Source organism: uncultured Microbacterium sp., assembly GCF_964244775.1.
Taxonomy (GTDB): domain Bacteria; phylum Actinomycetota; class Actinomycetes; order Actinomycetales; family Microbacteriaceae; genus Microbacterium.
In genome coordinates this window covers 371571-396965 of sequence record NZ_CAXTJR010000002.1, presented here as the reverse complement: position 1 = coordinate 396965, position 25395 = coordinate 371571, and the positions used below count along the sequence as shown (strand labels likewise).

Genomic DNA, 25395 nt, shown 5'->3' with positions numbered 1-25395 from the left:
TCGCCGCCACCCGGATTAGCCGTTGCGCCGCGAACACGGCCTCCATCGCCCCGCACTCGAGCACGAGATCAACCGCGTCAGGCACCGACGTATCGAACGAATCCACGTTGCTCGACCCCGCATCGTCCGTACTCATGCAACCAGTATAGAACATCTCTTCGTGGTAATCAATCGCACGATGCGCCAGCGGTGGGAAATTTTCGGGAGGTGTGCAAGTCGAATGTCAGAGCGCACGACCGTGCTGCCGCAGTGCACCCTCGAACGTCGCAATGCACCCTCGAACGTCGCAATGCACCCTCGCCGAGGGTGCACTGCGGAGACCGAGGGTGCACTCCCGGAACCGAGGGTGCACTGCGGAGACCGAGGGTGCACTGCGGAGACCGAGGGTGCATTGCGGAGAGGGAGGTGGTGGGCTTCGCCCGCGCCCCCGCTCAACGGCCGGGGCGGGGCTATCCGAATCGGCCGTTGACGTAGTCGAACGTGCGCGGATCAATCGGCTCGGCGAACATCGCGTCGGTGTCACCGTGCTCCACGATGTGCCCGGGCTGGCCTTGCGACGCGAGGAAGAACGCGCACTGCTGCGACACCCGTTGCGCCTGCTGCATATTGTGCGTGACGATCACGATCGTCACCTCCTGCGCGAGCTCGAGCATCGTCTCCTCGATCACGCGCGTCGAGGTCGGATCCAGTGCGGAGCACGGCTCGTCCATCAGCAGAATGCGGGGCTTCACCGCGAGCGAACGCGCGATGCAGAGACGCTGCTGCTGTCCGCCGGACAGGCCGCCGCCCGGAGCGCGCAGCCGATCCTTGACCTCGTTCCACAGTCCGCCCTTCATCAGGCACGATTCGACGAGGTAGTCCTTTTCGGAGCGACTGGCACGGATGCCGGCGAGCTTGAGCCCTGCGACGACATTGTCGTAGATCGACATCGCCGGGAACGGATTCGGCTTCTGGAAGACCATCCCGATCTTCTTGCGCGCGTCCACGAGCCGGTGCCCTGCGTCGTAGATGTCGTCATCGTCGAGCAGCACCTCCCCCGCGAGCGATGCCGACGGCACGAGTTCGTGCATGCGGTTGAGGATGCGCAGGAACGTCGATTTGCCGCATCCCGACGGCCCGATCAGGGCAGTGACCTGCCCGGCGGGCATCGTCAGCGAGACATCGAGGAGCACCTGGTGGTCGCCGAACCAGGCCGAGATCGAGCGGGCCTCGAGGCTCGACTGCGCCGAGGCGAGCGCGAACCCTGTGTCACTGAACGGACCGGTGTCACTGAACGTGCCGGCCGGCGCCGCGGCAGCACCACCGAGTGCGACTGCGGATGCCGGAACCTGCGCCGCGGGAACGGGCTGGCCCGTGCTGGGCTGCGGGCTCGCTTGCGCGCGGCCGAGGAAGCGCGGCTTCTTCTCGCGCTGATCGCCGCGCTGGTCGCCGCGCTGATTGCGACGGCTCGCCGCGGGGACGAAGGCCTCGGTCGCAGCATCCGCACGCGGTATCGAATCTGGATCGCCTGAGGAGGGCATCGACTCGGGTCCGTGAATGCCGACCGTGGGCATCGACTCGAACATGACGCCTTCCAGGAGGGCGCGCTCGTCGACCGAAACGACGTCGGTCATGTACGGACCGGGCTCGTAAGGGTCGGGCACGAGCGGCTCGACCGGCGCCCGCCCGTCGACCGGGTCGGCGGTGAGCGCATCGGATTCGGGTTCTACAGCCATGTCACGCTCCGGTCACAGAAGATTCGGGAGAAGTCGGGTGAGCTGGTCGGCCACGAGGAGGCTCGCCAGCAGGAGAACGGGTACGAAGACGATCCAGGTCTTCTGCGCGCCGACGCGCCGGAAAGCCCAGACCGCGGCGATCTCGGCGGCGACGAGGAACTGCAGGGCGAACACCAGCGCCCAGACCGTGGTGATGTCGGTCGCCATCGGCTTGTTCGACGGCGGGAGGGTGATCGGCGTCGTCTGACGTGCGCCCGCCGGCTGGGCTGTGCCGACGAGTTTCGCGTCGACGTAGGCGATGCCGACGGGGACGAAGGGGGCTCCTCGGGCGGTCATGAGGATGAGGCGGCTTTCGCCCTTGACCGGTGCCGGCGGCGTCGGGTCGCCGGCATACCGCAGTCCCATCACCTCGAACGTGTTCGCGCCCTGACCGGTGCGCACTTCGAACTGATCGCCGGGCTGCAGCGACTGCAGGCGCGCGAAGGGTCCGCCGAAGGCCGCCGCCCGCCCCATGACCACGCTCACGCCGACCTGACCCGGGAGGACGGTGTCTCGTCGATGCCCCGGTCCGGAGTTGAGCACCCCCGAGGACGTGCCTTCCGAGACGATCTCTCGCAGCCCCAGCTGCGGGATCGTCAGCACCCCGACAGGTGCGCCGTCCGGCAGGAGCACGTCGTTGAAGTCGCCTTCGCTCACCGGTGCCGTGCCCGCGGCCAGCTGCGCGCGGTAGGTGTCGGACAGCTGCTGCTGGGCCGCGAAATGCTCGACGTGACTCATGACGAGGAGGTTGAAGACGAAGGCGAGCACGAGGGCGGCGATGAGAGCAAGGATGCTGCGCACCAGCGCCTGCATCGGCGTCAAAGGTGCGTAGACCGGCTGCGGTCGAGGCATCCGTCGCGGGGGCTTCGGCGGTTTGCGCAGCTTCGGCGGCTCGGGCGGGCGACCCGAGCCGCTTGACGATCCCCCGATCGCTGAGCCCACCCCGGTCGCTGAGCCTGTCGAAGCGTCGCTCCGAGCGGATGGCTCGATGACGTCGGTGCGCTCCTCAGCGATCGTCACGCGGCATCCACTATCGCGGGAACGAAGATCAACCTGCGCACCATGCGGAAGACGAGATACCCGAGCAGGGCGACGGCGAGGCCCGCGACGATCAGCCAGGGGAAGACGAGCACGGTCGCATCTCGGGTGACGGGGGTGAGCGGCGTGCCGTCGACGCTCTCCGGCGGCGTGAGGGTGACGTGGGCGTCGAGCACGGTCCACTGACCCGCGTGCCGCAGCTGCGTCGTCACGACCCGGGTCTCGCCGGGCAGGAGTGCGGTGATCGCGACGGCATCGGCCGTGTCGACGCGGTTGGAGAACAGCTGGCTGTTCATCCAGAAGTTCGCCGTCGCGTCGATTGTGGATTTGGATGCGTTGCGCACCGTGAACCAGAGGGTGACGTCTGCCTCACCGGGGTTCTGGGAGAGCGCGACGGCCGAGTTGAGGCCGCCGACGTACAGCATCCCTGCGACGCTCACTTCCCCGGAGGGTGTGGCGCTGCCCGACCCGGAGCCGCCCGTCGTGGAGCCGGCTCCGCCGGTCGAGGATCCCGAGCCGGAGCCGCGGGTGCCGCCCGAACCAGTGGTGCCGCCCGTGGACGAGCCGGGGTTCTGTCCCGTTCCCGATGGGCTCGCGGAGGGCGTGGGTGTGGGAGTGGCGGTGACGCCGTCGGTGACGACGACCGAGAGGTTGCCCGTATCGGGCGCGGGCGACGGTTCAGCCGCCTGGGCGCCGGCCGCGGCGAGTGGCAGGAGGATCAACCCGAGAAACAGCCCGTAGAGCGCTGCTCCACGGGCTGTGTCTCGACGGCGAGTCGTCACGAGTCGGCGGACCTTCCTGCGCCAGCCCCCACGGGCAGAGCCGCTGCCGCCGCCGCCATCGCCTGCTGCTCGGTGTATTCGATCCACTCCTGTGCGCGCGCTTCGTCGCGCTTGCGGCGCCAGCGCACGAACAAGATGATCGCAACGATGAGCGCGATGAGGATCAGCAGCAGCCAAGGGATCGCGACGAGGATCGTGTCACGCGACACCGGCGTCACAGTGAGCTGCTGTGCGGGGTCGGGGGAATCGACGAACGGCTGCATCCGGATGGCCGGGTTGAGGTAACCCCATTGCCCGACCCCCGACAGGGTGGCCTCGTACGTGGCAGTGCTGCCGGGGAGGAGGACCGGGATGCTGGCGCCCTGCGTTCCCGTAGCGGGAATGCCGAACCAGGTCACCGTGGTGGCGTCGAGGTTGGCCGCGAGAGCGACGTTGCCGCCGTTGTCGACGGTATACAGGATCTTGACGGAGCCGTTGAAAGGGTTCCACCAGTCGCCCTGATAGGCGGCGTCGATGCTCGTGATGGTGAGCTGCGGCTGCAGGTCGCCCGAGACGCGGGTGAAAATCGGGGTCGCGACGCGGCGGTCGACACTGACCTGCTGCCCTTCCTGCAGCACCGACGCGACCAGACCGCCGGCGTGGTCGCCAGGCGTGGCATCGGCGGGGAGCGTCACCGTGAATGGCACCAGGCGTGCCTCGTTGGGCTCGAGCGAGAACTGGAGGCGACTCGATCCGTCGGCGAAGCTCACCCACGCACCGATCTGAGTGGGCGTGTCGGCGGTGGCGAGGAGAGCGAACGAACCGTCTCCGCCGTTGTAGGCGTCTGTGGCGTAGACCGTGAAGTCTTCACGCTGCGTCCCGGTGTTCCCCACGAGCACCTGGTCTGAGATGGTCTGTCCAGGATCGGCCGAGTAGGTGAACCGCGTTCGACTGTCGGGTTGACCATCCGCGCTAGCAGGACGCGTAGCCACGCCGACTGTGCTGGGATCCGTACCTGGATCATCGGCGGCCGAGGCCGAGCCGGAGGGTGCGATGAACGTCGAGAGGGCGGCGAACGTGAGCACGAGCGCACCCAGGGTGACGAGGGTGCGCCTGCCCGATCGGGTAGTCGAGAAAGGCACGCTATATCTCCGCAGATCAGGGCGACGTAGGACGGTCGTAACGATGAACAAGGAGTAATCGAGTCCGCTCCGGGAGGTGTCCATCCTGGCGCCGGCCCTGCGAGTTAAAGCACTGTGTGGGGAGGCCGCGAGCGGCCTCCCCACACAGTTCAGCGTGTTCCGACGAGCGGAACCTCAGCTCACTTGGAAGTGAGCGTGAGGGTCAGCGTCGAGTGGTACTCCCCGGCGTTGGCGTTGGCCGGCGCCGCGAAGGTGAGAGCAGCGTCGAACAGCGCACCCGTCGCACCCGTCGACACCAGCGGCGCGCTCGTCGCGAAGTTCGCGCCGTTCGTGCCGGTCGTGATGCCGGCCAGCAGGGTGTGGCCCGCGAACGCCGCCGGAGCGATCGTCAGCGCGGTGGCCGGGATCGAGTCGGCGCCCTTGGTGAATGCCGACGCCGCGGCGGCGAGGTTCCAGCCCTTGAGCGTGGCACGGTCATCGACCACCGTCACCTTGCCGAGGGGCTTGGTGGAGGTTCCACCACGCGTGACGTTGCCGAAGTCGACCGCCGTCTGCTCAGCGTTCAGCGACCACAGGTCGGCCGCCGTGACCGTTGCCTTCAGGTCGACGGTGTCGCTGAGCGGGTCACCGGGGTTGACCGGGTCGGCAGCCTTGGCGAAGGTGCCCCACCCGACGATCGCGAACGTCGCGTCACCCGGGAGGGTGAAAGCGACCGTGTGCGCGCCGACCGGCAGGCTCGAGATGTTGACGACCGCGTTGCCGCTGGCGTCCGTCGTCACGGGGCCGAGGTTGGTCGGGGTCGACCAGGCCCAAGCCGTAAGCGTCTTGTTCGCGTTCGCGTTACCCAGCGGCACCGTGATGGTGGTCGCACCTGCGGCGGGATCGGCGATCGTGACCTTGCCCGCGTCAGTGCCCGCGGGCTGCGTCGGAGCGGTCGGCGCTGCTGCGGTGACCGAGCCCGTGAAGGCCTGGTCGGCGTTGCCAGCGGAGTTGGTCGCGCGCAGCGTGAAGCTGTACGCACCCGCTGCCGTCGGCGTGCCCGAGACGACACCCGTGGCCGCGTCGAGGTTCAGGCCCGCGGGAAGCGTGCCCGCCTGGACTGCCCACGTGATGGGCGCCGTTCCGGTTGCCGCGATCGTCTGCGAGAACGCGGTGCCCTGCGTCGCCGCGTTGAGCGCGGTCGTGGTGATCGCCGGGGCGACCGCGGCTGGGCCTGGCGGGGTCCAGCTGAGGCTGCCACCCGTGGCGGCGGTACCCGAACCGAGCGTGACCGTCGTGAAGACGACCTGGACAGCGTGGTTGCTGCCGTCCACCCACGCCTCACCGAGGCTGAAGGTACCACCCGCATTCAGCAGGTCGTGGAAGTCGCCAGCCACTGAGGGGTTGTCGGTCAGGTTGTTCGGCGTGGCATCCGGACCCCATCCGCCACCGCCGCCGGTGCCGAGATACCCGGCGGGGTTGTCCTCGGTTCCGGGGGTCGCGATGAAGGCCACGACACCGACGTAACTCGCGGGGTCGGTGAAGTTCGTCCCGGCCGTCGGGTCGCTCTCGATCGGGGAGAGCAGCACGCTGCTCTCCTTCCAGTTGTTGCCCGAGGCTGGCAGGGCGAGGCCGCTCGTGCCGTCCAGGAGGTAGACCGGCTGGTTGCTGGTCGGGTTGGCAGCGAACGCGGGGCTCGTCGCGAGGACGCTGCTCGCGGCGACCGCCGCGAACGCGGCCAGCACGGCGACGCTGCGCTTAGTGGTGTTCTTCATGACTATTCTTGTCCCTTGGTTTGTCGTGACTGGATCAGTACGTGTCGGATGAGAGGGCGTAGACGACCGTGGTCGTCGACGGGGCGAGGAAGCCGAACTTCGTCTTGACGGCACCCGGGGTAGACGGGAGGCTGCCGTAGCCGGCGAGGCTCGACGCGGTGGTGTTAGTCGGGTTGAGCAGCGTGGTGAGCTTCGCGTCGCCCGAAAGCGCCGAGAGTGCGGTTACGAGATAGGTGTTGCGACCCCACGTCGAATTCGAGTAATAGCCGCTCGTCGGGGCGAGCGTGGTTGTGCCCGTGAACACCGTCGTGGAGCCGGCGAGCGGGTTGCCCAGCTTCACTACTCCGGTTGCGCCGAGGGCAGTGTTCGCAGCCGTGATCGAGTTGAAGGGAACGGCGCCGTTAGACTGCGCGATCCAACCAGCTGCAGAGAACGGGATGACCGCGCCGACACCCGCAGCGCTGAGCTCGGTTGCGACGTTCTCCTGCTTGGTCTCATCGATGGCCGCCACGCCCGCGGGACGGTTGTTGTTCGGGTAGCCGAGGCCGGTTCCCCCACCATTCCCGAGGAAGAACTTGCGGGTGCCTGAGGACGACTGCGGGAGGAGCGGGCGCAGGGTGACGCCGGCGATCGGCTGCGTGCCGTCGTAGAGGTTCTTCAGATCGGCGCCCGTCAGTGCGGCGACAGCGTCCTTCTGACCCTGAGTCCAGGACGCGTCCTCGACGTACGCGTACGACACGGCGTCGCGGGCGAACGGCACGAAGGCGATGTCACTCGCGGCAGGGCTCGACTGGTTGGAGTCGAGCGTCTTCGGGCCGCCCGACGAGCGCGCGATGTCTACATAGCTCTGCAGGTTCTGCGTGCCGGTCTTCGACCATTGGAAGCCATTGTTCTTCAGGTTGTACGACGCGATCATCGAGTTGATGCCGTCACCCGACCCGGAGGGACGGAGGAAGTACTTGAACTGGCTGCCCGACTTGGTCTGGATGTAGCTGCCTGAGCCGGTGTTGGGGAATGCGTCGAACGAGGCGTTGGGCACACCAGACGTCTTGACCTGAACGAACGAACCCGTCACGTTGGTGCCGTTGACAAGTGCGTTCACAACGTCCTGAATCGTGTCCGAGCCGGCGAGCGCGTAGCCACCGGTTGGCGTGGTCGGCTCGGCGTTAGCCGGGGCGGCCACGAACGCGACGCCTGCCAAAGCGATCGCAACAACTGCGCCAAACGACGCAGCTTTCTTGAACTTCATGGGTTGCCTTTCGGAGGTGGAGAGTCCGACGCGGATCCGCGTCGTCTTGGTCCCAGTGAGTGGGCTCAAGTCTTTGTTGGGAGGCGTTTACGACGCCCGGCGATGGTGCCGATCACACCAGCGAGGATCACGACCATGACTGCCAGCGGCACGACCGCACTCAGCGTGGAGATGGGATCGTCCGGGGTGGTGCCGGAGCTCAAGGCGGGAGCCGCAGGTCCGGTCGGGCTCGGCTGGTCGGACGACGCGGAGTCGACGTCAGAAGTGACCGCCGCGGTCCCGCCGCCGGCGAATGTGCGCGCATTCGTGCTCGATGCGCCGGAGGTCGTTGTCGATGAAGTGGGAGGTTGTGGCGGGCTGATCGATGCCGGTCCGGCAGCGATTCGGTCGGCCGCGGCCACCGCGGCGGCCGCCCATGCTGCAGGTATGGGAGCGTAGCCGTCGGGCAGTTGCCCATCTGCCGAGCCAGGTTGCTGACCGGCTCCCACCGCGTAGCGGATGAACGAGGCGTAACTTTCGCGCAGCGCTGCGTCCGGGTCATCGGCGCGCGCCGCAGCGTATACAGGCATCGCGAGCGGGTATGCCGCGCTGGCGGACTTCGATTCACTCGACGTTGGGTCGAACTCCACAATCCCCGACGATCCCGGTGTGGGCTTCATCGCATCGACAGCAGCTGTGAGGCTCGATACCGTCGGAGCCACGAACTCGCCCGCGGGATTCAGAAGGGCAGCGGTGTATACGCCGTACCGGGCCGAAGCGCCGAGATCCGTCACGCTGAGTACCGCCTGATAGCCAGGCAGTCGCCGGACTGTTTTGGTGAATTTGGGAGGACTCCCTTGGGCGTCCCATGAGCCAAGCAGCAGGCCATCCCCTTGAAGCACGAGCTTGCCGCCGGTGTCGTAGTCGTTGGTGAACGGCCGCCACGTGACGAGGTTGATAGACGGCGTGCCGTCCGAGCTGTTGGGGGGACTCTCGATCGGATCCGCTTTTGGATAGTTGTCAGCCGGTAGTTCGAGTGCAGAGCCCGTGGGGTTCACGGTCGGGTTGGTCGAGAACCAGGGGTTCACCTTCATCCCCCACGGGTCTGGATCACCGTTCAGGAATGCGCGTGCGTCGGCGTCGGCGAGCACGTATCTCCAGAGTGCAACCGCGCCATCAGATCGTCCTTGCGGGACGAGCACACCGGCGAAGGCAAGGCCTCGCAGGCCCTGATATCGCCAATCAGACTCGTTGATCGCCTGAAAATCCGGATCCTCGACGAGGTTGAATGCGTTGTGACCAGGGTCAGCATTGCTTTTGTAGCCAATCTCAGATTTGTCGGCTCCATAAGGCAGCGCTTCGACGTACGAGGACGTCAATAGCTTGGACACCACCCTCGGCGTGAGCTTCATCTGAGTGAAGGGCAAATTTGAGCGACCTGAGACATCTGTCGGCGCTGACGAATCGTTGGGTGCTGTTCGGTCGACGGCAAATGCGATTGATAGCCCTGTCAGTGCTATAGGCGCATAGGTCAGAGGATCCTTGCCGCCGTCGGGCAGTGACAAAGCCTGAGAAGTAAGGGCGAGCGGCGCACTGGGATCATTGGCCGCAGAGGTGACCGCGTTTGACTCCACACTCGTGAGATGTGAATAGACGGCCCCGCCGGCTGCCCCGCAGAGCTTGGGCTGCCACGACTGCACAGCGTTAGCTACCAGCTCGCTACCCTGCAGCTGTCTCTCCGTAGCTCCGATGGAGCAGTGTGCCCCGATGGCTCGGAAATCGAGACGGATCGCGAGACGGTGCTTCCAGTTATCCCAGAACAACCCTGACGACGAGTTCTGCACCTCGCCCACATCATTTGTTCCGCGCGGTACGACAACCAGCCAACACGGCTTGCCGGTTGCGGACTCGCCTGTCCCGTCTGTCGAGCCACACCCGAGCCCGATCGATTGCAGCGCCGTTTGTGTCTCGAAGTTGACCGACCCCGTTCCATCGCTACCGCTTCCGGCCCAGGGGATCTCGTTTGTCGTATAGCTCGTCTGGAACTCATTCACGTTCACGCTCTTGGCTCCGGGTACGCGCTTGCCGTCCAAGATCGTCGCGACAACGTCCCCCGTCGCGGAGTGGAACGGTATCGCGGTAAACGTGGGGTTCAGGAAGTTCGTCCCCGGCACGGTGTACTGCTGGTCTTGTTCAGCGACACTCCCCGTGGCTCGCGCACCGTCGCGCGTCTGGCCGGACTTGTTGAACGCGCCATACTCGCAAGTGGTGCGGTCGGGTTGACGATTCCCGCTCGCATCGAGCACAGCATTGCCGTTGGCGTCCAGCAGATCTCCCCAGCATTGAAAGATCTGGAGAAAGTTCGTGCCGCCGCTACCCGGGACCGGAGGCTGCGAAGCCTTGCCACCAGTCCAACTGATCTTGAGGCCCTGATTTACGAGGTCAACCGTTTGCGACACCGTCACCGACAGTTCGGGCATCGGCGCCGTCGCCAGGTCGGGATCCTGATCCTTCGCGTTGACCGTCACGGCACTCGACTCGGCAGCCTGCGCCGAGGTGCCGAACGCCACGCTCGACCCCGCAACCAAGGCGAAGACTGCACCGGCTGCCAGCACTCCGCTGAGCGCGGATGCGAACCGTGTGCGGCGTCGAGCGCGCAGCATCGTAGGCAATGTTTCTCCAGAGGATTTTCGGCGAGAACCCCAGCGCCGATGACCTCAAGCTATGAGCGCACTGTGGCCGTCAGATGAACGAGCTGGGAACTACGTGACTCCACTCGGTGCTCGCGGATCAAACGAGAAAAAGCCCAGGCTAGCGCTATAAAAAGCGCCTACGCGTCTATCGCTTTTCGCGCCCATTTCGACGCAGGCGTCGCGACACCAGCGGCGGTACGACGACCGCGGCGAAGAGTAGAGCCCCGGCCGCGAGCATGACGACCTGGGGGGTTCCCCAGCCGTCCGAAGCGAGCGTGAAGGGCGACGACACAGCCTTGCCGGCCGACGCTGCAGATCCCGAGACGAGGTTGCCGTTGGCGTCGTAGACGGCGTCTGATGCGGCCGCACCTGCCGCGGCAGCGCCCGCAGCAGCGGCGTCGCCGGTGGTCGAGGCATCCCCCGTTGCTGCTCCCCCACTCGCGGCGGTGCCGGTTCCGCCCGTACCGGTCACCGGAGTGTCGACCAGCGCGCCGCCGGTGCCTGTCGCGCACTGCGTCGGACCCTGCTTGTCGCAGTCGGCGGGCTGCGGCGCGTTCGCCGCCAGTTGGTTGCTCGACGGCGAATCGCCGGGCTTGAAGGTCGGGTTGTTGCACGCGTTGAAGTCGACGCCGCCGACCGTGCCCGGAATGCTCGTGAGGACATCGGATGCTGCCTGCACGAGGTTCATCGGAAGCGGGGAGTAACCCAGAGCTGCGGCCTGCTGCTGGCCCTCGCAGATCATGTACCCGGCGAACTTGCTGAGCGTCTTGCCCTTCTCCGCGGTGAACACCTTGTTGGTCTGGGTGGGAACGATCATGTACGAGTAGCTCGACATGGGGTAGGTGCGCGGGTCGGCGTTGTTGTAGACACCGTCGAGGTTCTGCGTGAGGTCGGTGTTGATGGCGGCGCCCATCAGAGCCACGGCCACGGATTGGTACGTCGGCTCGACGTAGTAGCCCTGATTGTTCAGCACTTTGGCGACCGGGAAGCCCGACTTCAACGCATAGGAATACTCGACGTACGTGATCGCGCCTTCGCCGTAGCTCTGGCTGACGTAACCGGCCACGCCGAGCGAACCGTTCTGCCCCTTGAACGTCGAATTCACCTGCGGGAACTGCGACCGCATCCCATACGTCCACACCGACGGGAACTGCTTCGACATCCACAGCGTGAACTGCGCGCTCGTACCCGAACCGTCGGATCGATACACCGGCGTGATCACCTTGTCGGGCATCGCAAGAGCCGGGTTGTCGGCCTGAATGGCAGGGTCGTTCCAGTTGGCGATCGCCCCCGTGAAGATCTTCGCGATCACCTCACCCGACAGTCGCAGGTTCGTGACCTGCTTTCCGCCGATCTTGAGGTTGTACATCAGCGACGTGCCACCGGCCACGATCGGCATGTACTTGAACCCCGTCGTCGGAGCCTCCGGCGCAGACCCGTCCTCCGGCTGCGCCTGGAAAGGGATCTCGCTGATCGCGAAGTCGACCGTCTGGTTGATGAAATCCTGCCGGCCGGCGGACGACCCGGTGCCGCTGTAATTGACCGTCATGCCGTAGTTGGCCGCGACGTTCTTGCGCCACTGATCGAGGGCGTTCTGTGACCAGGTCGAGCCCGAGCCCGAAATGGGGACGTAGGTCTCAGCGTGTGCGGGGAGCGGGATCGTCGCGATCATCGCGGTGATCACCGCCACCGCACTGAAACGGGCCCAGCGGGCGCGAGCACTCACGAGGGCGTCTCCTCATTCGGGGGTGTCGGGTTCTTGTCGGACTGGCTCTGATCAGCGGCGCGCTGAGCCATGCGCCATTCGAGGTCGGCCGGAGGGCGACCCTTCGGCTTCGCGGGCTTTCGCTGAGCGGGAGTGGATGCTGGGCTCGAGGGTGCGCCAGGTGTGGTCTCGACAGGCACGACCACCGCAGGGTGCACGACCACCGCGGGGTGGGGCGACGGCGATGCTTTGACGGGCTCAGCGACCGGAGCAGCGCGCTCGATGCGCTGCAGGTCGCGCTGCGAGCCGGCTGCGGCGGCGCGGCGCTGGCGATCCGAGAGCTGGCCTGGCCCGCGTCCGCCGATCACTCGCGCGATGAGGAACAGCGCGAGCACCAGCAGCACGAGCACGGCGGCCGCGCCGAAGCCGCGCGCGATCATGCTGGGCTCGGGCGACTTCACGAAGTCGAACACCTGCAGCGGCAGCGAGATCATCGGCCCCTCGAAGGGGTTGACGTTCATCTCGGCCGTGACGCCCGAGGTGAGCAGCACCGGCGAGGTCTCGCCGATTCCGCGGGCAGTGCCGAGGATCACGGCGGTCACGAGCCCTGACCGGGACGTGGGCAGCACGACGTTCCAGACCGTGCGCCACCGCGTCGTGCCGAGGGCATACGAGGCTTCGCGCAGGTTGTTCGGCACGAGGCGGAGCACGACGTCGGAGGCGCGGATGATGATCGGCAGCATCATGACGCTGATCGCGAGAGATGCAGCGAACCCCGACCTCTGGTGGGTGACGAGCGTGATGACCGCGGCGTAGATGAAGAGCCCCGCGACGATCGACGGCAGCGCCGTCATAGCGTCGGAGATCGTCCGCACGAAGCGAGCGAACGGCCCGCCGACCTCATTGAGAAAGACCGCGGTCGTGATTCCGAGCGGGATCGTGATGATGAGCGCGATGCTGATCTGGATCAGGCTGCCGACGATCGCGTGAGAGATGCCGCCCACGGTCAGTGGGTCGAGGGGGCCGGCGAGCTTCATCGTCTCGACGAAGAAGTTCGGGTTGAGGAGGGCCGGCAGACCACGCACCACCGTGAACGCCAGCACGAACGTGAGGGCGCTCAACAAGACCGTGCCCGCCGAGTAGAACAGCGCCGTCATGATGCGATCGCTCACCGTCAGGCGGTCCGCCCGCAGCGAAGAGAGCACCGCGTAGATGCCGAGGAAGGCGAGGAACGAGATGATCAGCCACCCGATGACTCCCGTCATCGGCGTGATCCAGCCGAACAGCAGCGTCGCGAGCGCGAGCCCGGCAGCAGCCGCGCCGAGCGCATTGAACGAATCATCGAGCGGGATGCTCCGCAGGTCGCGCCGCGCACCGGCGGCGCCTCCCCGCAGAGGGATCGAGGTACGGCGGTTCTCGTCGACCGTGCGCTCGTCGACCGAACGCTCAACCATCGACCGGTCGTCAATGGACGATTGCGGACGTGCCTCGAGGATCGTCATCAGTCGCTCTCCGCTCCGGACCGGCTGCGCGCGACGATGAGCGACGCGCTGAAGTTGACGATGAGCGTGATGATGAAGAGCACGAGGCCGGCCGCCATCAGTGCCGAGAGCCCGAATTGGCTCGCCTCTCCGTAGCGCAAAGCGATCAGGGCTGACACCGAGTTGGTGCCGGTCTTCAGCACCTGCCAGTTGATTGAGAAGATCGGCGAGATGATCATGACGACCGCGATCGTCTCGCCGAGCGCGCGACCCAGCGCGAGCATCGTGCCGCCGATGATGCCACCCCGGCCGAACGGCAGCACGACGGTGCGGATCATTCCCCACCGCGTCGAGCCCAGCGCGAGAGCGCCTTCGCGCTCGCCGAGCGGGGCCTGGGAGAACGCCTCGCGCATCACCGACGTCTGGGTCGGGACGATCATGAGCGAGACCACGATGCCGGCGATGAAGGCTGACGACGTGAAGGCACCAGCATCCGTGATCGGCGTGCCGCTCGCATCCGTCACCGCGAAGATCGGGATCCAGCCGAAGTAGGTCGAGATCCACTGCGAGACCGGGATGACGTTGGCCTGCAGGAAGAACACGCCCCACAGGCCGAAGACGACACTGGGGACGGCCGCCATGAGGTCGACCAGCGAGATCAGGGTCGACTTGATTCTCCCCGGAACGATCTCGCTGATGAGCAGCGCGGTCGACAACGACAGCGGCAGCGCGATCGAGAGGGCGATCAGGGCGATCGTGACGGTGCCGAACAGCACGGCACCGACGCCGAACGTGCCCGTCTCGGGCGACCACTCCTGCGTCCACAGGAACGCCGGACCGGCCTTCGCGAGCGCCTCGCTCGCACGCCCGGAGAGGAAGATGCCCACCGCGAGCATGATCGCGACGGTGATGCCCCCGGCGGCATAGCAGACCGTGCGGAAGATGCGATCGACGCGGACAGGGCGCGACTTCAGCGAGCGCGGCTTCGGTGCGGAGCCCGCAGCGGATGCCGAAATGACTTCCGTGACGGAATCTGTCATGTCACCTCCGTAGCGGGCTGGGTGTCGGTGCACGGCGGGACGGATCCGCGCGGGGCGTGACTATTGCAGGTGCTGGGCATCGATCGGGCTCGACGCATCGCGCGGGCGCATACCCGGCGTGAGCCAGGATGACTCGCGGAAGTGAACGAGGATCGCTGGGCGTGTGTCCTAGGTGTGACGAGCTGTCGTGCGAGGAGTGACGGTCGTCGAAACGCGCGTCGACGCGCGGCGCTCACGGCCCCGCGCTCCGCGACGCGGTCGGCTCAGGGGTGGGGGTCGTGGTGGGGGGGGGGGGGGGGGGGGGGGGGGGAGGGGGGTTGGCGTCGTGGGTGGCGAGGGCGTGCGGGTCACCGTGAGCGTCACCGTGCCGCCTACTCGCGACACCTCGCCGGCACTCGGGGTTGAGCCCGTCACGAGCCCGGGCGTGTCGCCGTCGACCTCGGTGACCTGCGACGAGAAGCCGGCAGCGGCCAGCGCTCCGGCGGCCTCGGTCGGCGAAAGCCCGGCGACGGGCGGAACCGCGTTGTTGCCTGAGGCGACCCGGAGTGCCACCACAGACCCGACGAGGGCGTACTCCCCCGCGGCGGGCGTCGAGGCCAGCACAGTATCGGCCGGCGCGGCCGAGTCTTCGCGCGTCACATCGCCCACGGCCAACCCCGCGCGCGCGAGGGCGGCGTCGGCGTCGGCGACGGATAGTCGAACGACCTCGGGGACCGGCGTGCTCGGCACGGAGGTCTCGATGGCCACGGGCGCCTCGACACTGGCCGTCGGCGCTAGAGACGGGGATGCTGATGCCGACGCCGCCGGAGCAGGAGCCGTTGATGCGGCCATGGCCGAAATGCCGACGATCGCGGTCAGGGCGGCGATCGTCGCCACGATCACCATCCACGGCTGCACCCCGCCCCGACCGGCATCCGGTCGCTCCGATGGGCGCGACGCAGGCTTCGGATCGACCGGCACACTCGTCCGGTAGACGCGCGTCACGCTCGTGGAATCGGGCGCACCTCCCGGTGGCGCGACGAGGTCGGTGGACGCGTCGCCGGCCGCAGCAGCCGAGGCACTTGTGGCGGGCTCGCGGAACGCGCCGATGGCCGAGGTGACGGCCAGGCGCATGGCGACAGCATCCGCGTACCGATCTTCTGGGCGCTTGAGCATCGCGGTGGTGACGACGCGATCCAGCGCCGCGGGCAGTCCGCGCCGACTCGCGGACGGCACCGGCGGGGGCGCCGACAGATGCGCCCGCACGACCGTCGCCGTGTCGCCCGAGAACGGAGGGCGCCCGGTGAGCGCGAAGTACAGGGTCGCACCGAGCTGGTACAGATCGCTGGCTTCGCCGACCGGTCGAGCAGACAGCTGCTCGGGCGATGCGTAGGGCACGCTCGCGACGACCGTCGTCGGTGCACCCCCCGAAGGTGCAGCGCCGGTCGGTGGGGCGCCGGTCGCGCTCAGCAGCGCGTCGGCGCCCACGGTCGAGCGGCCCGGCACGTCGGCGAGCCCGAAATCGAGGAGCCGGACGCTCGCTTCGAACGCCGCACGGTCGTAGCCGGGGCCGAGCGACCCGGGGTCGAACATGATGTTCGCGGGCGTGATATCGCGGTGCACCACGCCCCCGGCATGCGCGGCGGCCAGAGCATCGAGCGTGGCAGCAGCGACGGCGACGGCCTCATCGATCGCAAGCGGGCCGTGCTCGCGCACGTGATCGGCGAGGCTCACGCCCTGCACGCGCTCCATCGAGATCCAGACGATGGGCGGATCGGAATCTTCGGCGCCGGCGTCGAAGATCTCGGCGAGGCCGGGGTGATCGATCGACTGGGCCGCGTGCACCTCCTCGAAGAACGCCTCCCACACCGAGCGCTCGACAGCGAGATGCGGGTGCAGCAGCTTGAGCGCGACCTCGCGCCCGGTCTGCTCGTCGACGGCCGCGAAGACGGACGCCGTGCCGCCGCTTCCGAGGAGCGTGCGGAGGTGGAATCGCCCGGCGACGAGTCCTTCCGTCACGAGATCGACACCCTCACGAGACCGACACCCTCACGACATCAGTTCTGCGATGTCACGCGTGCTGTCGCCGCCTGCGGCCGCGAGCTCGCCGACGAGACGAAGGGCCAGTGCACCCGCCTTGCGCGCCGCCGATCGGTTCTCGTACCGTCGGGCGCTCATCATCACGAGCTCCTCGCCCCGCGTCACGAACCACCCGGTGCTGCGCACCCGCGCCGCCGTGGCCGCGCGGACCTCGAATTCGGACTGCGACTTCAGCAGCAGCCCGATGTCGGTCAGGGCGGCGCGCTCGTGCGGGTAGAGGCGGCAGCCGCGCGCGATCTCGCGCTGATTGTCGCTCACCAGGCGCCAGGCGAGCACCGGGCCCGTGAGCGGCCCGTCGTTCTGGGGCGCGCGTACACCGGTGTGATCGGCGACGATGTCGTGCGCACTGCGGAGCCAATCGACCGCTGCGCGCTGGTCGGGGCTGTGGAACCGCGCGAAGAGGAAGTGCGCGGTCATCCCCGCCCTCTTTCTCGCGCCGCGTCTGCATGGTGGGCGCCTGGGAAGATTGCCCGCGACAGGCCACCGTCAGGCGGCCTGCGGGTGAACGCAGTGCGGACAGGTGCACTACCGGGAGTTAACCCGGCGAGATTCCGGGGCGCGCCCCGGACCTGCTACAGCCCGAGCGCGTGCGCGACGGCCTGAGTCCGCGCGATGAGCTCGGCGCGCTGCTCCCGGACGCGCACCGGCGCGGTTCCGCCGACGCCCGTGCGGCTCGCGACCGATCCTTCGACCGTCAGCACGTCGCGGACGCCCGGGGTGAGTCTCGGCGATACCTGCGAGAGAAGGTCGTCACCAGCATCCGACAACTCGATTCCGCGCCGCTCGCACGCCTTGACCAATGCGCCCGAGATCTCGTGGGCGTCGCGGAAGGGCACACCCTGCTTCACGAGCCACTCGGCGACGTCGGTCGCGAGGCTGAACCCCTGCGGGGCGAGGAGTGTCATGCGGGCGGTGTCGAAGCGGAGCGTCGCGACCATGCCCGTGAACGCCGGCAGCAGCACCTCGAGGGTCGCGATGGAGTCGAAGACCGGCTCTTTGTCTTCCTGGAGGTCGCGGTTGTAGGCCAAGGGCAGGCCCTTCAGCGTCGCGAGGAGGCCGGTGAGGTTGCCGATCAGGCGACCGGACTTGCCACGGGCGAGCTCCGCGATGTCAGGGTTCTTCTTCTGCGGCATGATGCTGGACCCGGTCGAGTAGCCGTCGTCGAGCGTGACGAACCCGAACTCGCGGGTGTTCCAGATGACGATCTCTTCCGCGAACCGCGAAAGGTCGATACCGATCTGGGCGGCGACGTAGGCGAACTCGGCCACCACATCGCGGGCTGACGTGCCGTCGATCGAGTTCTCGGACGGCCGGCTGAGTCCGAGCTCGCTCGCGACCAGGTGCGGATCGAGCCCCAGGGTCGATCCGGCCAGGGCCCCGCCGCCGTACGGCGACACGGAGGCCCGCGCACTCCAGTCGCGCAGCCGCTCGAGGTCGCGCACGAGGGGCCACGCATGGGCCTGCAGGTGATGGGCGAGCAGCACCGGCTGCGCGTGCTGGAGGTGGGTGCGCCCCGGCATGACCGCGGTCGGATGCGCTTCGGACTGGGCGACGATCGCGTCGATCAGCCGCACGACGTCGCGGGCGAGTGTGCGCGAGTGATCGAGCAGGTACATGCGCACGAGCGTCGCGATCTGGTCGTTGCGGCTGCGGCCGGCACGCAGCTTGCCGCCGAGTTCGGGGCCGACCACCCCGATCAGCGCCTGCTCGAGCGCACCGTGCACGTCTTCGTCGCCGGGAGCCGCCCGCAGCGTGCCGTCGGTGATCCCCGCCGCGAGGGTGTCGAGCCCGGAGTGCATCGCCCGCTCCTCGTCGACGGTGAGGTAACCGGCGGCGGCGAGAGCCTTGGCGTGCGCGTGCGATCCGGCGATGTCATACAGCGCCAGTGCCCAGTCGAAATGCGTCGAGCGGCTCAGCGTGGCGAGCTCGGGCGACGGTCCCGAGGCGAATCGGCCGCCCCACAGCGCGCCTTCGTTGGTGCCGTCGCTCTTCTCATCGCTCACCGCATCAGCCTACCGAGAGTGCATACCGGGTACCGCAATGCACCCTCGACCGTCGCAATGCACCCTCAACCGCCGCAATGCACCCTCGACCGTCGCAATGCACCCTCAACCGCCGCAATGCACCCTCGCCGAGGGTGCATTGCGGAAACCGAGGGTGCATTGCGGGAACCGAGGGTGCATTGCGGGGGTGGTCAGGAGTCAGGAGTGACCGGGCGCGAGAACGCGCGCGACAGTCGCTCCATGGTCCACTCCAGGGGACCCCTTCCGACCAGAAGCGCCCAGGCGGTGCACCCGGCGATCGTCCACAGCGCGAACGGGGCGAACGGGGCCAGCGCCCGGAAGCCAGGTAGGTCTCCCGTATCACCGAGGGTGTACGCCGCGACGATCGCCCATGCCACGATCTGCGCGGTGTATGCGGTCAGCGGCATGGCCCCCACCGCGCGCAGCGGCACGACCGGATACCGCACGATCGTCCGGCACAGCAGGAGGCAGGCGCCGATCACGGCGATCGCGAAACCGCCCGATCCGATCACCTCGAGAAGTCCGGTCGAATGCGGTCGTGCGGTCCACAGCCGGCTCCAGTACGAGACATTCTCGGATGCCTCATCCGCACCGCTCGCCGCGTTCAGGCCGTAGCCGACTGCGGCGAGCACGGCGCCGACCACCAGCATCCACATTTGGACGACACCCCTTCGTACGTCGAGCCGGGCGAAGCCCATGCCCGCCACGATGAATGCGATCCAGGTGAGGAACGGGTAGTGCCAGCCGATCGCAAGAGCGAGCCCCTCACCGGCCTCTTCGCCCCAGAACGGCAGATCGTCGACCCAGACCTGCACGAACGGCATGACGACCGCGAGCACCGCCGCGAGCGGGAGCAGCACCCGGGCACTCAGCGGCACGAGCGGTATGGAGAGAAGGAACAGGAATGCGTATGCCGGAAGGATCACATAGACGGGCACGCCGGTGACGATCAGGAGGGCGCCCAGCAGCCACAGGAACATCGCCCGCACGAGCAGTCGCGCGCGCACCGCGCGCAGCTGCGCGCCCTCGGCCGGGCGGGCGCCGCCGGAGAGCAGCCCGATCGAGACTCCGGCGATCGTCGCGAAGAGGATCGACGATCGGCCGTCGGCGACCCCGAGCCACGTGGCGGCGTCGGCGAGCGCGAAATCGGGCAGGGCCAGAAGGTGCGCGGCGAACATGCCGAGCACGGCGAGTCCGCGCGCGAGGTCGGTCCCTGCGATCCGGCCAGGGCCGTCGAGGCGCTGCCAGCGTGACGCGAGCCAGCCCTCGGCGCGTTTCATCTCGCTGCGCTCGCTCAACGACCCGACCTCCGGGGCTCGGCGGGCGCGGTCAGCCTTGACGCAGCAGCCACACGAGCAGCGCCTTCTGGGCATGGAGGCGGTTCTCGGCCTCGTCCCACACAACGCTCTGCGGGCCGTCGATGATCTCGGCATCGACCTCGTATCCGCGATCGGCGGGCAGGCAGTGGATGAAGATCGCCTCGGGCCGGGCGAGCGACATGAGCTCGCGCGTCACCTTGTATTCGCTGAGATCGCGCAGGCGCGAGAGCTTCTCCTCCTCCTTGCCCATCGACACCCAGGTGTCGGTGACGATCACATCGGCACCGGCCGCTGCTTCCAACGGGTCGGTGTAGAGCGTCACGGATCCGCCCGTCTCGGCCGCCCGGCGGTCGGCGTCCGCGATCACGTCTTCGCGCGGCGCGTACGACTCGGGCGAGGCCACGCGCACGTGCATGCCCGCCGTGACGCCGGCCAGCACGTACGAGTGCGCCATGTTGCTGCGGCCGTCGCCGAAGAACGAGAGCGTGAGACCTTCGAGATCGCCCTTGTGCTCACGGATCGTGAGCAGGTCGGCCAGCAGCTGGCACGGATGGAAGTCGTCGCTCAGCGCGTTGACGACCGGAACCGTGGTGCCCGCCGCCATCTCCTCCAGCCCCGCCTGCGCGTACGTCCGCCACACGATCGCAGCGACCTGGCGCTCGAGAACTCGCGCCGTGTCGGCGGGGGTCTCCTTGCCGCCGAGCTGACTGCTGGCGGTCGAGATGATCAACGGCGACCCGCCGAGGTCGGCGATGCCGACCGCGAACGACACCCGAGTCCTCGTGGAGGACTTGTCGAAGATGACCGCGACGGTCTGCGGGCCGGCGAGGCTCTTGTCGGCCCAGCGGTCTTTCTTCAGCTCGATCGCGAGGTCGATGATCTCGCGCTGCTCTGCAGCCGTGAGATCATCGTCGCGCAGCAGATGACGGGTCACGCGGGCACCTCCTCTGGGGATTCCGATGCCTCGAGCATCAGCGAGTCCTCGACGGTCTTCAGCGTTGCGGCGAACAGGGCGGCGAACTCGTCGATCTCGACGTCGCCGATCGTCAGCGCCGGAGCGAGTCTGACCGTGTCATCGTTCGCGGCGTTGACGATGAGCCCATGCTCCTGCGCGGCCGCGACGACCGCCTTGGCGACGGGATGCCGCAGCCCCACGCCGACGAGAAGGCCCTGGCCGCGGCATCCGTTCACCAGCGGTGAGTCGATCGCCTCGATCGCCGCACGGATCTGGATGCCCCGCTCCGCGGCGTTCTGGACGAGCCCCGCACTCTCGATCTCGGCGAGGACGGCCCCGGCCACCGCAGTGCCCAGGGCGTTCCCGCCGAAGGTCGAGCCGTGCGTGCCCGGGTAGAAGAGGTCGCTCGCCGCGCCGAACGTGATGAGCGCGCCGATCGGGAACCCGCCGCCGATGCCCTTGGCGACGGTGATCGCATCCGGCGTGATGCCGGTGTGCTGGAAGGCGAACCACTCGCCCGTGCGACCGGCCCCCGTCTGGATCTCGTCGAGGATCAGCAGCGCGCCGTGGCGCTCGGTCAGCTCGCGCGCAGCCTCGAGGTATCCCTCGGGCAGCTCGATCACCCCCGCCTCCCCCTTGATCGGTTCGACGAACAGCGCCGAGACCCGGTCATCCAGCGTCGCCTCGAGGGCCTCGATCGTCGAGTCGATGAACTCGACGCCGGGCACCATCGGCAGGAACGGCTCTTGCATCGCCGGCTTACCGGTGAGTGCCAGGGTGCCCATCGTGCGGCCGTGGAATGCGCCGTTCAGGGCCAGGATGCGGGGGCGCGCCGCGCCACCGTTCTTTGCAGCTCCGTGCAGGCGCGCGAGCTTGAACGCGGCCTCGTTGGCCTCGGCGCCCGAGTTGCCGAAGTACACCCGGCCGGCGTCGCCGGTGCCCGCGATGCGCTTCAGGCGCGCGGCGAGCTCGAGCTGCGGTGGGGTGGCGAAGTAGTTCGACACGTGCGCGAGCGTGGCGGCCTGGTTCGCAATCGCCTCGACGAACACGGGATGCGCGTGCCCCAGCGAGTTGACCGCGATGCCGCCCAGGAAGTCGAGATAGCGCCGGCCCTCGGCATCCCAGACGTAGGCGCCCTCACCGCGGACGAGCAGGGCGAGTCGGTCACCGAGGTTGCGGACGAGATCGCGCCCGACGTTCTCCTGCCACGACGTCTCACTCCGCTCCGAAGATTCAATGCTCACTGCGCCAACACCTCTGTTCCGATTCCCTTGCTCGTGAATATCTCGACGAGTACCGAATGCGGCACCCGTCCGTCGATGATCGCCGCGGTCTCCACGCCGTTTTCGACCGCGTCCAGGCACGCCTGCATCTTGGGGATCATCCCCGATTCGAGCCGCGGCATGATCGTGCGCAGTTCGGCCGAGGTCAGGTGCGAGACGAGCGAGTCGCGGTTCGGCCAGTCGGCGTAGAGGCCGGGCACATCGGTCAGCACGACGAGCTTGGTCGCCTTGAGCGCGACGGCGAGCGCGGCGGCCGCAGCATCCGCATTCACATTCAGCGAATGACCGGGGTGATCGAGGTCGGGGGCGATGCTCGAGACCACGGGGATGCGACCGGCGGCGAGGTGATCGAGCACCGGCCGCGGGTCGACGGTGACGACATCGCCGACGCGACCGAGGTCGTGCTCGACGCCGTCGACGGTCACGCCGCGGCGGCGTCCGCCGAATAGTCCCGCATCCTCACCCGAGAGCCCGGTCGCGAGCGGTCCGTGCGCGTTGATCCGGGCGACCAGCTGCGGATTGATCTGGCCGGTCAGCACCATGCGCACGACCGAGATCGCCTCGGTGCTGGTCACCCGGTAGCCGCCCTTGAACTCGCTCGGGATCGCCAGCCGGTCGAGCATCGACGAGATCTGCGGGCCGCCGCCGTGCACGACGACGGGCTTGACCCCGACGTACCGGAGGTAGGCGATGTCGGCGGCGAAAGCATCCTGCAGGTCGTCGCTGACCATCGCGTTGCCGCCGTACTTGATCACGACGATCTGATCGCGGAAGCGCTTCAGCCACGGCAGCGACTCGATGAGGGTCACCGCACGGGCGCTCGCGGCGGCGGGATCGGTCTCTTGGATGGCGGTCATGAGGCGTACGCGCTGTTCTCGTGCACGTAGTCGTGGGTGAGGTCGTTCGTGAGCACGATGGCCGATGCCGAGCCGACCTTGAGGTCGATGACGAGCGTCAGCGACCTGGGCGTCAGGTCGACCTCTTCTCGGGGACGGTCGGGGCCCCCCTGACTGCACACGCGCACGCCATTCATCGACACGTCGACGTCATATGGGTCGAACTGCGCGCTGGTCGTGCCGATGGCGGCGAGCACCCGGCCCCAGTTCGGGTCGTTGCCGAAGACGGCCGCCTTGAAGAGGTTGTTGCGGGCGACGCTGCGGCCCACCTCGACGGCTTCGTCTTCGGATGCCGCGTTCTGCACGATGATCCGGATGTCGTGGCTCGCGCCCTCGGCGTCGGACTGCAGCTGCTCGGCCAGGTCGATGCAGACCGCGGTGAGCGCCTCGACGAAGGCTCCGGGCGCGGGAGTGACACCGGACGCGCCGCTGACCATGAGGGTCACCTGATCGTTGGTCGACATGCAGCCGTCCGAGTCGAGTCGGTCGAAGCTCACCCGCGTCGCCTGCCGGAGTGCCGCGTCGGCCTCGCCGGCGGTCAGGACGGCGTCTGTCGTGATCACCACGAGCATCGTGGCAAGGCCGGGGGCCAGCATCCCGGCGCCCTTCGCCATCCCGCCGATCGTCCACCCGTTTTCGGTGCGGACGACCCGCTTGGGGCGCGAGTCGGTCGTCATGATCGCGAGGGATGCTGCGTCGCCGCCCTCTGCCGACAATTCGGCGATGCCCTGAACGGTGCCCGCCAGCACCTTCGCGCGGAAGACCTCATCGCCGGTGCCGATCAGCCCGGTCGAGCACACCAGGATGTCACCGGCGCTCACGCCGAGCAGTTCGGCGGCCTTCTCTGCGGTCTGGTGCGTGGTCTGGAAGCCGAACGACCCGGTGAAGCAGTTCGCGCCCCCCGAGTTGAGCACGATCGCCTCGATGACACCGTCCTTGATCGCCTGCTCGGACCACAGGATCGGGTTCGCCTTCGCGCGATTGCTCGTGAAGACCGCGGCTCCGGCCTTCAGCGGCCCTCTGTTTACGACGACCGCGACATCGGGCTTCCCTGTCGACTTGAGCCCGACCGCCACCCCGGCGGCTTCGAAACCTTTCGGCGCGGTGACGCTCACGGCGCGACTCCGTTCACGGTCAGTGCGGTGCCCTCGGCCAGGCCCAGCGCGATGTTCATGGATTGGATGGCAGCGCCGGCGGTGCCCTTGACGAGGTTGTCGACAGCGGCGATCACCACGACGCGGTTCGCGGCACGGTCGATCGCGAGGCCGAGAAGCGCGGTGTTGGCGCCCAGCACGTCGGCGGTGCGGGGGAAGTGGCCTTCGGGCAGCAGCTGGACGAACGTCTCGTCCGCGTACGCGCTCTCCCAGGCATCCCGGATCTCTGCGTCGGTGACGCCAGGCGCGATCGGAGCGGTGCTCGTCGCGAGGATGCCCCGCGCCATCGGCACGACGACAGGTGTGAACGAGATGCCGATGCTGTCGCTCGGCGAGCGGCGGGAGGCGGCGGCCGCGAGCGCCTGCCGGATCTCGGGAATGTGCCGGTGCGTTCCCCCGACCGCATACGGATTTGCGCTGCCGAGGATCTCTGCGCCGAGCAGGTTGGTCTTGAGGCTCTTACCCGCGCCGCTCGGCCCGACCGCCAGCACCGTCACGATGTCGGACGAATCGATGACGCCCGCCGCGACACCCGGGGCCAGGCTCAGACTCACTGTCGACGCGTTGCAGCCGGGGGCGGCGATGCGGGATGCCCCGACCAGCCGCTCGCGCTGTCTGCGGCCTTCGATGAGCAGCTCAGGAACGCCGTAGGCCCACGGCTCGTGGAAGTCGCCCCCGTAGAACTGGTTCCAGTCGGCCGCGGATTCGAGCCGGTGATCGGCCCCGGCGTCGATCACGAGTGGAGTGTCGGCGAGGGCCTCGGTGTACTGCCCGGACTGGCCGTGCGGCAGCGCGAGGAAGACGATGTCGTGCCCGGCGAGCACCTCGGGAGTCGTCTGCTGCAGAGTGAGATGCGCGAGCGAGCGCAGGTGCGGCTGATGCGCGATGAGGGGCTGCCCGGCATTGGCGTGCGCGGTCACGGTGCGCAACTCGACGTCGGGATGTGCGGCGAGGATCCGCAGGATCTCACCGCCCGCGTAGCCGGAGGCGCCGGATACGGCGACCGAGTAGGTCATGGTTTCCACCTTAAGGTCTGGGAGGTCGGGGGCCGAGACGGCGACGTCCGCAGAGTCCTCGAGGAGGACCGCA

At 68.0% G+C, this 25395-nt stretch carries 19 protein-coding genes; all 19 read right to left on the bottom strand.

Annotated features, from left to right (window positions below):
* Positions 1–449 precede the first annotated feature (449 nt).
* The 19 genes from ACFE6Z_RS07035 to argC all read right to left on the bottom strand — a co-directional run bounded on the left by ACFE6Z_RS07035 (position 450) and on the right by argC (position 25322).
* Complete coding sequence (locus tag ACFE6Z_RS07035) at positions 450–1199, bottom strand: phosphate ABC transporter ATP-binding protein (protein WP_375385011.1); 750 nt, start codon at positions 1197–1199, stop codon at positions 450–452.
* A 528-nt stretch (positions 1200–1727) separates the two neighbouring features.
* The gene (locus ACFE6Z_RS07030) at positions 1728–2774 is read right to left on the bottom strand and encodes a sortase (RefSeq protein WP_375384989.1); all 1047 of its coding nucleotides are present in this window, start codon (positions 2772–2774) and stop codon (positions 1728–1730) included.
* The gene (locus ACFE6Z_RS07025) at positions 2771–3574 is read right to left on the bottom strand and encodes a hypothetical protein (RefSeq protein WP_375384988.1); all 804 of its coding nucleotides are present in this window, start codon (positions 3572–3574) and stop codon (positions 2771–2773) included. Before ACFE6Z_RS07025 ends, ACFE6Z_RS07030 begins: the two co-directional genes overlap by 4 nt.
* Entirely contained in the window at positions 3571–4695 is a 1125-nt protein-coding gene (locus ACFE6Z_RS07020; RefSeq protein WP_375384987.1) for a WxL protein peptidoglycan domain-containing protein, read from the bottom strand. The genes ACFE6Z_RS07025 and ACFE6Z_RS07020 overlap by 4 nt, the downstream gene beginning before the upstream one ends.
* Positions 4696–4874: 179 nt before the next feature.
* Positions 4875–6449 (bottom strand): putative Ig domain-containing protein, encoded by a 1575-nt coding sequence (locus tag ACFE6Z_RS07015; protein ID WP_375384986.1) that lies wholly within the window; start codon positions 6447–6449, stop codon positions 4875–4877.
* A 34-nt stretch (positions 6450–6483) separates the two neighbouring features.
* On the bottom strand, positions 6484–7698 hold the full coding sequence (locus tag ACFE6Z_RS07010) for a hypothetical protein (RefSeq protein WP_375384985.1): 1215 nt from the start codon (positions 7696–7698) through the stop codon (positions 6484–6486).
* 65 nt (positions 7699–7763) lie between these two features.
* Positions 7764–10247, bottom strand: a complete 2484-nt coding sequence (locus ACFE6Z_RS07005) for a hypothetical protein (protein ID WP_375384984.1) — start codon at positions 10245–10247, stop codon at positions 7764–7766.
* 268 nt (positions 10248–10515) lie between these two features.
* Positions 10516–12096: a phosphate ABC transporter substrate-binding protein PstS gene (gene pstS, locus ACFE6Z_RS07000; RefSeq protein WP_375384983.1), complete on the bottom strand. Its 1581-nt coding sequence runs from the start codon at positions 12094–12096 to the stop codon at positions 10516–10518.
* Positions 12093–13529 carry a phosphate ABC transporter permease PstA gene (gene pstA, locus ACFE6Z_RS06995; protein ID WP_375384982.1) on the bottom strand — a complete coding sequence of 479 codons (1437 nt, stop codon included), beginning with the start codon at positions 13527–13529 and terminating at the stop codon, positions 12093–12095. Before pstA ends, pstS begins: the two co-directional genes overlap by 4 nt.
* A gap of 47 nt (positions 13530–13576) precedes the next feature.
* On the bottom strand, positions 13577–14596 hold the full coding sequence (pstC, locus tag ACFE6Z_RS06990; protein WP_375384981.1) for a phosphate ABC transporter permease subunit PstC: 1020 nt from the start codon (positions 14594–14596) through the stop codon (positions 13577–13579).
* Positions 14597–14764: 168 nt separating this feature from the next.
* Positions 14765–16594 (bottom strand): PASTA domain-containing protein, encoded by a 1830-nt coding sequence (locus tag ACFE6Z_RS06985; RefSeq protein WP_375384980.1) that lies wholly within the window; start codon positions 16592–16594, stop codon positions 14765–14767.
* Between the two features lie 30 nt (positions 16595–16624).
* Positions 16625–17092 carry a hypothetical protein gene (locus ACFE6Z_RS06980; protein WP_375384979.1) on the bottom strand — a complete coding sequence of 156 codons (468 nt, stop codon included), beginning with the start codon at positions 17090–17092 and terminating at the stop codon, positions 16625–16627.
* 155 nt (positions 17093–17247) lie between these two features.
* Positions 17248–18678 carry an argininosuccinate lyase gene (argH, locus tag ACFE6Z_RS06975; RefSeq protein WP_375384978.1) on the bottom strand — a complete coding sequence of 477 codons (1431 nt, stop codon included), beginning with the start codon at positions 18676–18678 and terminating at the stop codon, positions 17248–17250.
* Positions 18679–18869: 191 nt separating this feature from the next.
* On the bottom strand, positions 18870–19979 hold the full coding sequence (locus tag ACFE6Z_RS06970) for a DUF418 domain-containing protein (RefSeq protein WP_375384977.1): 1110 nt from the start codon (positions 19977–19979) through the stop codon (positions 18870–18872).
* 49 nt (positions 19980–20028) lie between these two features.
* Positions 20029–20952, bottom strand: a complete 924-nt coding sequence (argF, locus tag ACFE6Z_RS06965; RefSeq protein ID WP_375384976.1) for an ornithine carbamoyltransferase — start codon at positions 20950–20952, stop codon at positions 20029–20031.
* Positions 20949–22217 carry an acetylornithine transaminase gene (locus ACFE6Z_RS06960; RefSeq protein ID WP_375384975.1) on the bottom strand — a complete coding sequence of 423 codons (1269 nt, stop codon included), beginning with the start codon at positions 22215–22217 and terminating at the stop codon, positions 20949–20951. Before ACFE6Z_RS06960 ends, argF begins: the two co-directional genes overlap by 4 nt.
* Positions 22214–23113 carry an acetylglutamate kinase gene (argB, locus tag ACFE6Z_RS06955; protein ID WP_375384974.1) on the bottom strand — a complete coding sequence of 300 codons (900 nt, stop codon included), beginning with the start codon at positions 23111–23113 and terminating at the stop codon, positions 22214–22216. Before argB ends, ACFE6Z_RS06960 begins: the two co-directional genes overlap by 4 nt.
* Complete coding sequence (argJ, locus tag ACFE6Z_RS06950; protein ID WP_375384973.1) at positions 23110–24267, bottom strand: bifunctional glutamate N-acetyltransferase/amino-acid acetyltransferase ArgJ; 1158 nt, start codon at positions 24265–24267, stop codon at positions 23110–23112. The genes argB and argJ overlap by 4 nt, the downstream gene beginning before the upstream one ends.
* Positions 24264–25322 carry an N-acetyl-gamma-glutamyl-phosphate reductase gene (gene argC / locus ACFE6Z_RS06945; protein WP_375384972.1) on the bottom strand — a complete coding sequence of 353 codons (1059 nt, stop codon included), beginning with the start codon at positions 25320–25322 and terminating at the stop codon, positions 24264–24266. Before argC ends, argJ begins: the two co-directional genes overlap by 4 nt.
* Positions 25323–25395: the final 73 nt, after the last annotated feature.

What these genes read in the sequence shown, in the direction of transcription:
- ACFE6Z_RS07015 (WP_375384986.1), bottom strand. Translation starts at nt 6,449, where the DNA reads ATGAAGAACACCACTAAGCGCAGCGTCGCCGTGCTGGCCGCGTTCGCG.
- ACFE6Z_RS07010 (WP_375384985.1), bottom strand. Translation starts at nt 7,698, where the DNA reads ATGAAGTTCAAGAAAGCTGCGTCGTTTGGCGCAGTTGTTGCGATCGCT.
- pstA (WP_375384982.1), bottom strand. Translation starts at nt 13,529, where the DNA reads ATGGTTGAGCGTTCGGTCGACGAGCGCACGGTCGACGAGAACCGCCGT.
- pstC (WP_375384981.1), bottom strand. Translation starts at nt 14,596, where the DNA reads ATGACAGATTCCGTCACGGAAGTCATTTCGGCATCCGCTGCGGGCTCC.
- ACFE6Z_RS06980 (WP_375384979.1), bottom strand. Translation starts at nt 17,092, where the DNA reads ATGACCGCGCACTTCCTCTTCGCGCGGTTCCACAGCCCCGACCAGCGC.
- ACFE6Z_RS06970 (WP_375384977.1), bottom strand. Translation starts at nt 19,979, where the DNA reads ATGAAACGCGCCGAGGGCTGGCTCGCGTCACGCTGGCAGCGCCTCGAC.
- argB (WP_375384974.1), bottom strand. Translation starts at nt 23,113, where the DNA reads ATGACCGCCATCCAAGAGACCGATCCCGCCGCCGCGAGCGCCCGTGCG.
- argC (WP_375384972.1), bottom strand. Translation starts at nt 25,322, where the DNA reads ATGACCTACTCGGTCGCCGTATCCGGCGCCTCCGGCTACGCGGGCGGT.